The organism is Nitrosomonas communis, assembly GCF_024102715.1.
In the GTDB taxonomy this organism is placed as follows: Bacteria; Pseudomonadota; Gammaproteobacteria; order Burkholderiales; family Nitrosomonadaceae; genus Nitrosomonas; species Nitrosomonas communis_B.
In genome coordinates this window covers 1-13,422 of the sequence record NZ_JAGFJM010000004.1, presented here as the reverse complement: position 1 = coordinate 13,422, position 13,422 = coordinate 1, and the positions used below count along the sequence as shown (strand labels likewise).

Sequence of the window (13,422 nt, the reverse complement as noted above, 5' to 3'; positions counted from 1 at the left end):
AACTTACGTTTGTAACCACTCATTTTTTTATAAGGTGATTCATGACTAAATCTTTCGATGTGGCTGTTATAGGTGCAGGCCCGGGCGGTTATGTGGCGGCTATCCGCTGTGCGCAGTTAGGTCTTAATACCGTCTGTATTGATGAATGGAAAAATGAGCAAGGCGTCGCAAGTCTGGGAGGCACTTGTCTCAATGCAGGCTGTATTCCATCCAAGGCATTGCTGGAATCTTCCGAGAATTATGCGCGAGCTGCGCATAAATTCATTGATCATGGTATTAAACTGGAAGGTTTATCGGTGGATGTGCCGGTAATGATCGCGCGCAAGAATAAAATTGTGAAGGCTTTTACCGGTGGCATTGCCATGTTGTTCAAGAAGAATAAGGTGACTTCTTTGCATGGCAAGGGAACATTGCTGAAGCGCGAGCATGATTTCTGGAAAATTCAAGTCAAGAATGGCGATCAGATCGAAGAAATTCAGGCTGAGCATGTCATCATTGCTACTGGATCGACACCGCGTCAGTTGCCGTTTATCAGCGTTGATAATGATCGCATATTGGATAATAGTGGCGCGCTGTCATTAACGGAGACACCTAAACGGCTGGGCGTGATCGGTGCGGGGGTGATTGGCCTGGAGATGGGGAGTGTCTGGCGAAGGCTAGGTTCGGAAGTGACCGTGCTGGAAGCGCAGCCGGCTTTATTGATGGCTGCGGATGAGCAGATCGCCAAGGAGGCGCAAAAAATCTTTACGCGTGAACTCGGTTTAGTGATGCAGACAGGAGTTGAGATCAAGTCGGTTCAAGTGGAACAGCAGCAGGTAGTGGTTGATTACGCTGATGCCAAAGCGGAATTGCAAAAACTGGAAGTCGATAAACTGATCGTGTCGATTGGCCGGATTCCGAATACAGTAGGTCTCGGTGCAGACGAAATCGGTTTAAGAACGAACGAGCGTGGTTATATTGAAGTCGATGAACACTGCAGTACCAACCTGCCGAAAGTATATGCCGTCGGTGATGTAGTCAGAGGCCCTATGCTGGCACATAAAGCTTCTGAAGAAGGCGTAGCTGTGGCGGAAATGATTGCCGCTGCCAAGCAAGGCCATGGCACAGAGTCTGCCAAAGTTAATCTGGATATCATTCCATGGGTGATTTATACCGCACCGGAAATCGCCTGGGTAGGAAAAACCGAGCAGGAATTAAAATCAGCCGGTGTTGCTTATCGCGCAGGACAATTTCCATTTATGGCCAATGGACGCGCGCGCGCGCTGGGAGAAACGAGCGGTTTTATCAAGGTGCTGGCTGATGCTGATACAGACCGCATTCTGGGAGTGCATATGATCGGTCCCTATGTTTCCGAAATGATCGCGGAGGCTGTGGTTGCAATGGAATTTGCCGCCAGCAGCGAAGATCTGGCACGCATTATTCATGCGCATCCTTCGTTGTCGGAAGTACTTCATGAAGCGGCGTTAGCGGTAGATAAACGCGCACTACATATCTGATGACTGTTTAATCCGGTTGATTGTGCTATTGGGAAGGTACTGACCCCACATCTGCAAGAATAACAATGTGGGGAATGTTTACTGATTTTTAATAATTCACGCACTGAGTTTTATCAGGATTGACCGCGCAAGACCAGGTTGTTTGGCGGATGCTCGCTGCCTTATTGAATAGGAATTCAGCTTTTTGAACTTTGATCTGCTCGGCCGTAGGAGAAACTTTTTCCGGTATGAAGCGTTCCTGCGTCCAGAATCTTATGCGGCAGAAATCGGTTGCTTTACCGCAAATTTGATTGATTGCAGCACTATAGACTGTTTTATCCATTTCTTTATTCAAATCTACCAGCACCATATGCACAAATTTGCCTGAATTGCCCATCTCGATAATGCGAACAACTCGCCATCCCTGGCCGCTGGGTAATGATTGGGTTGCTGCCTGAGAGGCCGCTTCCGGAGAAGAAGCTTCGGTAGAAGGCGCCTCGGCAGAGGGAGTTTCTTGAGCGGGTTCTGCTGATTCTGCTTCTTCTGCTAGCACTTGAGCAGACCACAACAATGTTATTGCCATAAACATACTGCTGATTACTTTTTTATTCATTCGTTCTCCTGATATGCTTCTCTAAATAAAAGTGTTTCTGATTTGCAATTCTACCTATTTCAACATGATATGAACAGCCAGCCTATGTGGGTAAATTTTTAGCAAAGCGTAATTATTCCATTTCCAAATCAAAAATGACGCGAAGGCGAGCCGCCGACAGTATAAATAATACGGCAAGGTGAAGCCGACAATGTCAGTTTTGATTTAGAAATAGAATTAGGCATATATGAAAGCATACCGACTTATTCCACAACTGGCGGATAGCGCGGCTATCCTCGCTAAATTAAGCCAAGGCATCACGGTGATTACCGGGAATCAGCGGCTGGCACAGGCATTTCGTCAGCGCTTTGATCAGACAGCGATCAATAAAGGGGCGAGTGTTTGGCTATCACCCGATATTTTGCCATGGCATGGTTGGTTGCAGCGCCAGTGGGAAGATGCGCTCTTGTCAGGAAAGATGTCTGAATGCAAACAACTGCTCTCGCCCCGGCAGGAGCGTGTTCTTTGGCAAGAGGTGATCACCTCAGATCTGTCATTCCAGCCGATGAGCAAGACAGCCTTACAGGTGCAGGAAGCCTGGCAATTGCTGCAGGGGTGGTGCCTGCCGCAGCATGAGGCGGTTTTTCAGTATAACGATGACAGCCGGCTCTTCTGGCAATGGCAACGGTTATTTCAAGATAGATGTCAGCAGCAGGGCTGGCAATCCGCAGCTTGTTTGCCAGACCAGCTGCGGCATAGTTTTGAGCAGGGAGCACTACCGGCGCCCGCTGAATTGGTGTTAACCGGTTTTGATGAGCTGATCCCGCAGCAATTGGCTTTGCTGGAAACGCTGGCGCAATCAGGCTGCGACGTGCAGTGGCTGCAATTAAGGCCGAAGGATAGTCAGGTTAGCCAGCTAGCCTGCACCGATCATCATCAGGAAGCTAATCTCATGGCGCGCTGGGTCCGACAGCAACTGGCAGACAATCCAGCGGCACAAATAGGGATCGTGGTGCCAGAACTGTCTGCACACCGTGAAATCATCATCCATGCATTGGATCAAATCCTGATGCCGCAGGTCTTTCATCCAGGGGGGCAGCAGCAAGAGTGTCCCTACAATGTGTCGCTTGGCAAGCCGCTCAGTACTTTTCCGCTGATTGCGGCAGCATTGAAACTGCTGGAGCTGTTTAAAGCCACGATCAGTTTACAGGACATGAGTCGATTTCTTCTTACCCCATTTATAGCGGGCTGGGAGCAGGAAGCGAGCGCACGTGCGCTGCTCGATGTGCAATTACGTGAAACAGGCGAAGCTAGCGTATCGATGAGTACCGTGCATTATTATGCTGCACAAACGAATCGCAGCTATGCCTGCGCTGTGCTGGCGAAAAAACTCACCATGTTGAAAGCATGGTTGCCAGCCTGTCCACGCAAGGATTATCCCGGACAATGGGTGCAGCATTTTGTGCAATTACTCAAAACGATAGGCTGGCTGGAAGACTACCGTTTATCGAGCGAAGAGTATCAGACGGTGGAAGCATGGCATGCGTTGTTGGCGGAATTGGCCACACTGGACTGGGTAATGGGAGAAATTTCATTGTCTGCTGCACTGAGCCAGCTCTGGCAAATGGCGAGAGAGCGCATTTTCCAGCCTCAGACAGGGATTGCGCCAGTGCAGGTGCTCGGTCCGCTCGAAGCTCATGGTATCCAGTTTGATTGTTTATGGATGATGGGACTGCATGATGGCGTATGGCCAGGATCATTTCAGCCCAATCCTTTCATTCCCTTGCCGCTACAGCGCAGCAATACACTGCCGCATTCGAGCGAGCAGCGCGAATTAGCAGTAACGCGCATGCTCACGCAGCGCATCGTGACGAGCGCCGCTCAAGTCATCGTCAGTTATCCACAACGCAATGGCGATGAGGAATTGCGTGTCAGTCCTTTGATCAAGGACTATCCGTCCTTGCAAGCAAGCGCACTGGCAGCAGGCAAGTTTATCCTATGGCGCGATAGCGTACATGACAGCGCCCGTTTAAGCGCATGGCCGCATGATCCTGCGCCTGCGCTGGCGCAGAGTACGATCAGCGGCGGCAGTCGCATTTTCAAGTTGCAGGCAGCGTGTCCCTTTCGCGCGTTTGCGGAATTGCGCTTAGGTGCCCGTCCGCTGGGACAGTTGCAAATCGGACTAAATGCCATGACGCGCGGCAATCTGCTGCACCGCATCATGGAACAAGTCTGGGATCAACTGGGTTCGTATGAGCAACTCATGGCATTACCGCATGACCAATTGAACCTGCTGGTGCTGGCTCAAGTCAACGCTGCCATCAATGAAATCGCCCCGCGCTATCCGCAAACATTCACCCGGCGTTTCCGCACTATGGAGGCTGACCGGCTGCATCGTCTGGTATTGGCATGGCTGGAACTGGAAAAGAATCGGCCATCTTTTCAGGTCATCGAAAAAGAAAGGAAATATGAAGTGACTGTAGGTGCGCTCAGTATTCAGCTTAAAATCGACCGTATTGATGCGCTGATAGATGGTCGGCGGCTGATCATCGACTATAAAACAGGCCAGGCCAAGGCCAGTCAATGGTTTGGAGATCGTCCCGATGAGCCGCAATTGCCGCTGTATAGTTTAATTTTTCCCGATGATCTGGCCGGTATGGCCTTTGCCCAGTTACGAGCAGGGCAGATAGCATTCAGCGGCATTACAGTGGAAGAGGAGATTCTGCCCGGTGTGAAATCATATCAAATGCTTGCCCAGAGCCGTGAGATTGGCGACTGGCCTCAGCTACTAGCGCATTGGCGCATGACACTGACAAAGCTGGGCGATAGTTTCCGCCGCGGCGAAGCAGCGGTCGATCCCAGGAGAAATCCGGCTGCTTGCCTGTATTGCACGCTGCAGCCGCTGTGCCGTATCAATGAGATGACTCTGCTGGATGAAGCCGATGTCAGCATGGACAGTGCGGAGAATGACTCATGACGGCACGATCAGAGGTGGCCGATCAGGCTGAACGGCTGCGGGCGCTTGATCCACAGCATTCGTTCATCGTGCAGGCGCCCGCTGGTTCAGGCAAAACCGGCTTGCTGACCCAGCGGTTTCTGGTGCTGCTGACAATCGTTGATGCACCCGAGGAGATCGTGGCGATCACTTTTACCCGCAAGGCAGCGGCTGAAATGCGCCAGCGGATTCTGCAGGCGCTAACAGATGCCCAGCATGCTCCCATGCCGCAAGAATCATACGCACTTCATACCTGGCAGCTCGCGCAGCGTGTACTGGCACGCGATCAGAGTAAAAACTGGCAATTGCTGGAGAATCCCGCGCGCTTGCGCATCCAGACGATCGATTCGCTGTGTGCCAGACTGGTCAGTCAGATGCCCATCCTGGCCAGGTTAGGTGCGCTACCAGCGATTGCAGCAGATGCAACCGAACTTTATCAGCAAGCAGCCAGGCAGACGATCGAAGCAGTGGAATCGGATGGCGAGTGGTCGGATGCCATTGCCCATCTGATCGAGCATCTGGATAACCAGTTGGACAAGTTGCAGCAACTGATTGCCAGCATGCTCGCGCGCCGCGATCAGTGGCTTCCTTTTCTTGCTGATCCCAATCATGCAGTGCTCATGCGCGACAAGCTGGAAGCTGCACTGACTGAATTGATAACAGACGCTTTACAAACACTGGCTGACCAAGTTCCTGCAGGTTGCTGTTCTGAAATTGTCGCTCTGGCAAGATTTGCAGCAAGCCAGCCGGAAACAAGCGCTGCTGTCATCGCCTATTGCCAGACGCTGCAGGATGTGCCGGGCGGGCAAATCGCCGATCGCCCGCAATGGGAGGGACTGGCCGCCTTGCTGCTGACGAGTAAAGGAGAATTACGCAAGAAAGTAACCAAAAATGAAGGTTTTCCTTCGCCAACGCAGACAAAAAACCGGGAAGAGCAGGCGTCCTATCGCGACATGAAGCAGCGCATGGAAGCTTTGCTGCAAGCACTGGCCCCGGAAAATGCATTCATTCAGCAACTGGCCCAGATACGGAAACTCCCTCCGCATCAATATGCCCAGCAGGAATGGGAGACGCTGCAGGCATTATTCAAGTTGCTCAGACTGGCGGCAGGCAATCTGGCAGTCACTTTTTTGCAAATGGGACAAGTTGATTTTCCAGCGCTGACGCTGGCCGCAATCCAGGCGCTGGGCGAGCCCGATGCGCCGACTGATCTGGCGCTGGCGCTGGATTACCGCATCCAGCATCTGCTGGTGGATGAGTTTCAGGATACTTCGTTTAACCAAGCAGCACTGCTGGCACGCTTGACTGCTGGCTGGCAGGCAGACGATGGGCGCACACTTTTTCTGGTGGGCGATCCGATGCAGTCGATTTACCGTTTCCGCCAGGCCGAGGTCGGGTTATTTCTCGAAATCCGTGACCGTGGCTCATTTGGTCAGGTGCCGCTGGAATTCCTGCGTTTGTCGGTCAACTTCCGCTCCCAGCAAGGCATCGTCGACTGGATCAATCAGCATTTTCCCGCAATTTTGCCAGCGCAGGATGAAATGACAGCAGGCGCTGTGTCCTATGCGCCATCAATCGCTTTTCATGCCAACACCAGTAGTAAAGCGGTTACTGTTTATCCCTCGCTGCAACGTAATGATCAGGCGGAAGCAGAACAGATCGTGGCCATCGTGCAGCAGGCTAAAATTGCGCAGCCGCATGGCGCCATTGCCATCCTGGTACGCAGCCGCACTCATCTGCTGGAAATCATCGCGCAACTGAAGCAGGCAGGGCAGCGTTTCCAGGCAGTTGAAATCGAGCAACTGACACATCGTCCCGTGATTCAGGATTTGCTCGCGCTCACGCGCGCTCTGCTGCATCATGGCGATCGTATTGCCTGGCTGGCGCTGTTGCGTGCACCATGGTGCGGACTGACTTTGCAGGATCTGCATACTCTGGCGGGCGGAGACTTTGATCAAACGATCATCGATCTGCTGCGGCAATCGCCCCGCCTTGCGCAACTCAGTGCAGATGGCCAGCAGCGGCTTGCCCGCGTACTGCCGCTACTGGAAAGCGCGATCAGCCAGCAGGCCAGGCGCTCGCTGCGCCGGAATGTGGAAGGCACCTGGATTACACTGGGTGGGCCGGCCTGCGTGACCGATGTCACCGATCTGGACGATGCCGAAGTTTATTTTCAGTTGCTGCAGGAGCTGTCCGAAGCAGGTCAGTTACCGGATATCCAGACACTCAATGAGCATGTCGGGCAACTCTATGCCTTGCCGGATGTGATGGCTGATGGCTCGCTGCAGCTCATGACCATGCACAAGGCAAAAGGGCTGGAATTTGACACAGTGATTTTGCCGGGGCTTGGCCGCAGCGGCAAGAATGATGAAGCCAGACTGCTGTACTGGATGAAACATCAATTTAAATCAGGTCAGCCAGCACTGCTGCTCGCACCGATCAGTGCGGTGGGCGATGATGCCAATCCGATTACGATCTACCTGCGGCAACTGGACAAAGAAAAAGGCTATCTGGAAGATGGCCGTTTGTTGTACGTGGCGGCCACGCGCGCCAAACAGCAACTGCATCTGTTCGGGCATGTGAATCAGCCCGACCTGACCGACAATACAGAAATCAAGGCACCTCCGGCCAATTCCCTGCTGGCGCGGTTATGGCCGGTGACAAAAGCACATTTCCAGGCTTTGCTGAATGCGCATAGCCAAAATGGGGAAACAGCAGACCACCCTCCGGCACAAGTGACTACCCAGCCGCTACCGCTACTTGCGTTGAAACGGCTTCGCCTGACGACAGACTGGACTGCACCTCCGTCGCCTGAAGCTGTCAAGGTAACCATCGCGCCTGCTCGCCGCATTGCGGAAGAATCAATCGAATTCGACTGGGCGGGGGAAACTGCCCGGCAAGTCGGCACAGTGATGCACCGACTGCTGCAATATATCGGCAGAAGCGGTATCGAACAGCTTGCATCGCAGGACCTGGCCTATTTGGAGCAGGTAGGCCAGGCATTGCTGATACAAACAGGCGTGACCCAGGCTCATTTCAATCAGGCACGAGCGCAACTATCCGCTGCGCTCAAGACTTTGTGGCAGGATGAAAGGGGTCGCTGGATACTGAGCGGGCAGCATGCCGAGGCGCGCTGTGAATGGGCGGTAAGCGGCATGCGCAAGGATGGGCCCGACCATATCGTCATGGACAGAACCTTTGTCGATGCAACGGGAACACGCTGGATCATTGATTACAAAACTGGCAGCCATATGGGGGGGGATATCGAAATCTTCCTCGATAGCGAGCAGACACGCTATCGCGCCCAACTGGAACGCTATGCTGATCTGATGCAACAAATGGAACAACGACCCATTCGGCTCGGCCTGTATTTCCCTATGCTAGGAGGATGGCGAGAGTGGTCATATACAGCAGAGTAAACCCCTTGCTCGCTCCCGCACCCGTTCGCCTTGAGATTCTATGATTTGTGTCAAGCATTTTGTAATTCGCTGTGGGTTAAATAAACGAGGTAATCCCCCGGCTTTGCCGGGGGATTATTAAAGGCCTGACCGTGTGATACGGTCATCCTGATCGAACTCGAAACGATCGGTGGACAGGACATGCCAGTGCACGCTACTGCCTTCTACTGAAAATTTTTCGCTATGAACTAGGATATGGGGAAACAGCAGCACATAGTTTTTCGACTCGTCGGAACCGAGATAATAGGGCGATTGCAGATAGGAAATGCCCGCACCCGGTTCCCAGTAGCCGGAATCTTCCTCCACGAATGCCACTTCCGTCATCAGCAAGATGATCAAAAAGGCGATCGCAGATTTCATACAGTTAGCTGACGGTACAGGTTATAGCCTACGTCACATAAAATGATTCAATTTTAAAGAGATGCTCAACGGTTTGGTTTTGTTGTTTTCTGATTTGCTTTTGAACAATCCCACCGTCAGAAGACATTCGCCGATAAACGCGCCGATCACATTGACGCGGCCTCTGGCATGCCAATTACACACACTGTGACACCGCTTGCCAATGGGTGTATACCCATGTGTTCGTGGCATATCGTGCGCAAAACCACTCTCGTCAATATAGACGATGACGCGGTTTTGAGCTTCATACGCCGCAGCGCGTGGCCGATACCTTTTTCGCTTACACCTTCATGTCGATCTTCGTCGCCGGTTTATTACGGGTCTGCTTGGGATTGGGATTCTTCACCCAGTGCGTCACGCTGGCAATTTCCACACAAAAACGTGCCGCCTGCGCAATGGTAAGTCCTTCCTTCTTACGAACAGACAAAACTTTGCAGCGAAATGATGATGGATAAGTCATCTATGGATTGCAATCAATTTATTTGAGCTTTGCTATACTGTAGAGGCATTTTATTCATATCAGTCACACAGGGCGAAGTAGGATGATGATTAAAATGACCACCTTATGGGGCATGGTATTGCTGGGCTAGCATATTATTTTATTATCAGTTTGTGAGAAAACACACATCATCTTTCCTAGCATAGAACGTAGTATGGCTGAGCCAGTGCCCTCCTTGGAAAGGAGCAGCATCATGGTGTAATCCAGATTGAATAAGGGAGAGATAATGGCTGCTTATCAGGATGGCAACACTGATCATTGCGCCCTTGTGCTACGATACTGCAGCTGTAGCCGTAGCCGAATCATTTACCAACCAGTTGTGTAACATTGGTTATGCTGGTGCGATACTTCGCGATTGATCAGACCATGGCCGAAGAGAACGTCAATAAAGAACGATTGGAATTGGCATTGGAAGCTGCCGGATTGGATCTTTGGGAGAATGATCTGGTAAATGGTGATGTCATGCACATGGCGAAGAAGACGTTAGTGGAGCTTGGCTACAGCGCGCAAGAGGTAAGTAATGATATCAATGATATTTACTCGATTGTTCATCCGGATGATGTGCCAATACTCAAATCGGCCGTTAAGAACCATTTTTCCGGCGTTACTGCACAATATCGTTGCGAATTCAGATTGCGTTCCAGGAGTGGTAGATGGATCTGGTATGCCAGTTATGGCAAGATCATGACGGTCGGCGGCAGCGACCATGGCAAACGGTTTATCGGCATCACATTCAATATAGATGATCGCAAACGCAGGGAAAATGAAATCGAACAAATCAATCGCAAGCTTGCCAAACAAAATGCGTTATTGGAAAGCATGAATGCCTCCCTGCAATTACTGGCGGTGACTGATTCACTGACTGGCCTGGCGAACCGCCGCAAATTGATGGAAGTAGGTGCGAATGAATGCAAGCGTGCTAAGCGTTTCAGACATCCACTTTCACTGCTCGTTCTAGATATCGATTTTTTTAAACGAGTGAATGATACCTGGGGGCATCCTATCGGTGATCGGGTAATTTGTGCAGTAGCCGATGTTTGTCTCAACGGCACTCGCAAAGGTATCGATGTGGTGGCTCGTATCGGCGGGGAGGAGTTCGCCATCGTTCTGCCGCAAACTAATTATGTCAGTGCCTGCGCTCTAGCTGAATGGCTGCGTGAAGCTATAGAGGGGAAGCAGGTCAGTGTCAATGGTGGCACTGAATTAATCGCATCGACTGTCAGTATCGGGGTAGTGACTCTAACTGACAATGCAGCATCGTCACCTGTAAGCGATTCCGCTTTGTTCGGGCTGCTGCTGAAGAAGGCCGACAAGTGTCTGTATCAAGCCAAGCGGAGCGGAAGGAACTGCGTGTTCGGCGCGATAGAGGCGAACGGTGCAACGACTTAACGATCTACCCGAATCAAGCTGCCAACTATCCTGTCGTAATTAGTGCTTGCCCGAGAACTCTCAAACCCAATAAAGAACAAAAGGTTGCGCCTAATTTCAAAAATGAAGATTTCTAGAAATTTGAGTAAAACCAACGCAATTCAATTAATTAACGTCGCTCTGCTTCAATCTTTTAGAAATCTTCATTTCTTAAATTAGATGTAACCCCTGTTTCTTATCGGAATAAATGGTTTTCGGATAGACGCTATATAGAACAATGAGTTACACATAGATGGTTCACCAATATGGATAAATCTGGGCACTGGCTTCTCACGGTTTCAATTGAATATCTTAATGCGCGGAAAGTAGCGGATTCCGACGAAACTTCTTTATATATTAGATCGACTACTGATGCGTAGAAGACGACGTTAGAGTTCTATTTCTTATAAGATATTCATAATAAAACAGAGACTTAATTAAGTGGTGAAGATTATGTATTTCTCGAAATAGGACAAGAATCATTCTCATAAAATCTAGAAAATAAATTGTGCTCCCTGTTGTTTGATGTAAGTTTCCGCCGTTTGGATAGTAGATTATTTCTTGGGAAATCTCATTGTATTGAACGTTGTTGTGAGCGATTGCATTTCTCATACCGACATCGACTACCTCTTTGTTTATTGGATACCAACAATCATCTAAGTATTTGAACTTATCGGACAGGACTTTTGAAGTAAATTTTTCTAGAGAGCTTAATGCGCCACCGTCAATAGCCTTAAAAGAATTGCTATTATTACGATGTATGATGTTGTTGATCCCAGCGATTATTGTAAGCTGGCGAGCAAAAACCTCTGCAATATCTTTGTAAAGGTCTTTGTACGATTGAAATTCTTTTGTTGAAATGCGTGCTGCTATCTTTTCCTTTTCGTATTTTTTGGTCAAATCTAGAAACAGCGCGGGACGAATTGGCATTTCGGCGTTGTATATTTCGGGGTAGATTTTTAGGCAATCCTTTTGTAAAGTGCTGAGAAAATTCGATGAAATAAGGTTTTCTACAAAGTCATCGAGTGGTTTTTTAGGAAGATTCATGATTAGTTGAGTGTATTCCTTAACTAATGATTTAACTTCACCAAAGTGCACAAAAGGTAAAAATACGAAATTGAGGAATAGATAAAGACTTGCATTGATATCCTGAGGCTTTAAAGATAACCCTTGGTCTTGTTGCAGAAATTCGCCAACTCGCTTCTTAAATAGTTGTTTATTATTTCCATTATACAAGCGAATTATCGCTTTTATTTCATCTGCTTTATCGTGAAAATAGTTTAGTTGCTCCAATCTTTCTGAATGGAATGCCATTTTTGAGAACGCATCAGATTCCGAATCTGTTGAATCATGTAGATAGTTTACGGCCATTATGAATGGGGTGAATCCCATAACGTACTCCCCGAACCTAACCGGGAAATCTAAGTGCAAATCTACGAAGGGGTTTGTGCCATTGAATATCTTTTTGGGCTGATTTTTAGATGGACTGCAGCTCTTAAATTGAAAACTAGATGAAGGGGCGTCCGATATGTCAAGAGTGATATGCATAAGAGATCCGCAGTGAGGACAAGCAAAACTCAACGGTTGTATTCTACGATTTGAATGCCCTATCCGACAATCCGTGTCTTGCTCGCATATCTCACAAGTAAGAGTCATGTTTGTATTCATTTTATATCTGATGATATACGCGGTTATTTGTATTTAATTCGGTGATAATCTGGCATCCCCCGTTTAAGTAACACGGGGGGCTACAAATACATATCATTAATAGTTCGCTACTAAATATAGAGGTTTTTCTGTTTTTCCGATAATCGGTTATTGTGGAAACAAATTAATATCAACATCTGGATCAAAAATTGCCTCATTAAGATTCTTTGCCCCTGCAAATATAGCGCCTTCAAGATTAGCACCTTGAAATTTCGCTTCCCCTATGTGTCAGGATACCTTTCGCCTCAATTGAAACCTAAAAACTTGAAGGGCGAAGCGAGAGGAGAAGATGCAAAAGAGCTATTCGAAAGAATACAAGGAATCATTAATCAAAAAGATGATGCCACCCAATGCGGTATCTGTTCCACAATTGTGTAAAGAAACGGGAGTATCTGATGTTACGCTGTACAAATGGAGAAAAGAATACAGGAACAGGGGAATCGCAGTGCCGGGAGATAACAGTAAAGCAGATGACTGGACGGCAGAAGATAAACTGGCGGTTGTCATAGAAACAGCGGGTTTGAATAGCGCACAACTGAGTGAGTATTGCCGCAGTAAAGGCCTGTTTCTGCCAGTGCTTTTTCCTTGCGTCTGAGTTCAGATTCCAGACGTTTTATCTGCTTCCTGTCTTCCTGACGGTAGCGATTCTTTTCTTTCTCAGCCCGAGCATGGCGTTGATACCCTGACAGCGCTGCCGTTTTCCACTGATCAATCTGTTCCGGATACAGCCGTGTTGCTGGTGCTGTCAAAAAAGTGCGAAGCCCTCAGTGAGCAGGAAAGAAAGCATATTCTCGACGTTTGTAACAGTAAAGAATTCTGCAGCCAGACACCCAAACAGATTGTACCTGCCTTAGCAGACAAAGCTATTTATCTGGCGTCAGAAAGCAGTT

General features: G+C 49.2%; 11 protein-coding genes. 5 read left to right on the top strand and 6 right to left on the bottom strand.

Features of this window, described 5'->3' with window-relative positions:
* Positions 1 to 41 precede the first annotated feature (41 nt).
* Positions 42 to 1,496: a dihydrolipoyl dehydrogenase gene (lpdA, locus tag J5I83_RS00330; protein WP_304052370.1), complete on the top strand. Its 1,455-nt coding sequence runs from the start codon at positions 42 to 44 to the stop codon at positions 1,494 to 1,496.
* 88 nt (positions 1,497 to 1,584) lie between these two features.
* Here lpdA and J5I83_RS00325 read toward each other — a convergent pair whose 3' ends face one another.
* Positions 1,585 to 2,088, bottom strand: a complete 504-nt coding sequence (locus tag J5I83_RS00325) for a hypothetical protein (RefSeq protein WP_304052369.1) — start codon at positions 2,086 to 2,088, stop codon at positions 1,585 to 1,587.
* Between the two features lie 226 nt (positions 2,089 to 2,314).
* On the opposite strand from J5I83_RS00325, the gene J5I83_RS00320 reads away from it, so the two are divergent.
* Together J5I83_RS00320 and J5I83_RS00315 are read left to right on the top strand one after the other, a co-directional pair.
* Positions 2,315 to 5,044 carry a PD-(D/E)XK nuclease family protein gene (locus tag J5I83_RS00320; protein WP_304052368.1) on the top strand — a complete coding sequence of 910 codons (2,730 nt, stop codon included), beginning with the start codon at positions 2,315 to 2,317 and terminating at the stop codon, positions 5,042 to 5,044.
* Positions 5,041 to 8,481: an exodeoxyribonuclease V subunit beta gene (locus J5I83_RS00315; RefSeq protein ID WP_304052367.1), complete on the top strand. Its 3,441-nt coding sequence runs from the start codon at positions 5,041 to 5,043 to the stop codon at positions 8,479 to 8,481. The genes J5I83_RS00320 and J5I83_RS00315 overlap by 4 nt, the downstream gene beginning before the upstream one ends.
* 117 nt (positions 8,482 to 8,598) lie before the next feature.
* Here J5I83_RS00315 and J5I83_RS00310 read toward each other — a convergent pair whose 3' ends face one another.
* From J5I83_RS00310 to J5I83_RS00300, 3 genes are all read right to left on the bottom strand, one after another.
* Positions 8,599 to 8,880 (bottom strand): hypothetical protein, encoded by a 282-nt coding sequence (locus J5I83_RS00310; RefSeq protein ID WP_304052365.1) that lies wholly within the window; start codon positions 8,878 to 8,880, stop codon positions 8,599 to 8,601.
* 33 nt (positions 8,881 to 8,913) lie between these two features.
* Entirely contained in the window at positions 8,914 to 9,111 is a 198-nt protein-coding gene (locus J5I83_RS00305; RefSeq protein ID WP_304052364.1) for a hypothetical protein, read from the bottom strand.
* A gap of 88 nt (positions 9,112 to 9,199) precedes the next feature.
* Entirely contained in the window at positions 9,200 to 9,379 is a 180-nt protein-coding gene (locus tag J5I83_RS00300; RefSeq protein ID WP_304052363.1) for a hypothetical protein, read from the bottom strand.
* A gap of 405 nt (positions 9,380 to 9,784) precedes the next feature.
* Between J5I83_RS00300 and J5I83_RS00295 the strand changes: the two genes are divergently transcribed.
* On the top strand, positions 9,785 to 10,807 hold the full coding sequence (locus tag J5I83_RS00295; protein WP_304052362.1) for a sensor domain-containing diguanylate cyclase: 1,023 nt from the start codon (positions 9,785 to 9,787) through the stop codon (positions 10,805 to 10,807).
* A 384-nt stretch (positions 10,808 to 11,191) separates the two neighbouring features.
* On the opposite strand, the gene J5I83_RS00290 is transcribed toward J5I83_RS00295, so the two are convergent.
* A complete protein-coding gene (locus J5I83_RS00290) occupies positions 11,192 to 12,217 on the bottom strand; it encodes a hypothetical protein (RefSeq protein ID WP_304052360.1) in 1,026 nt (341 codons plus the stop codon).
* A gap of 423 nt (positions 12,218 to 12,640) precedes the next feature.
* Positions 12,641 to 12,757, bottom strand: coding sequence for a pentapeptide repeat-containing protein (locus J5I83_RS14445; protein WP_369683374.1), 117 nt, complete (start codon positions 12,755 to 12,757; stop codon positions 12,641 to 12,643).
* A 64-nt stretch (positions 12,758 to 12,821) separates the two neighbouring features.
* Here J5I83_RS14445 and J5I83_RS00285 point away from each other — a divergent pair, with 64 nt between their 5' ends.
* Positions 12,822 to 13,127 (top strand): transposase, encoded by a 306-nt coding sequence (locus tag J5I83_RS00285; RefSeq protein ID WP_304052358.1) that lies wholly within the window; start codon positions 12,822 to 12,824, stop codon positions 13,125 to 13,127.
* The last annotated feature ends 295 nt before the right edge of the window (positions 13,128 to 13,422 follow it).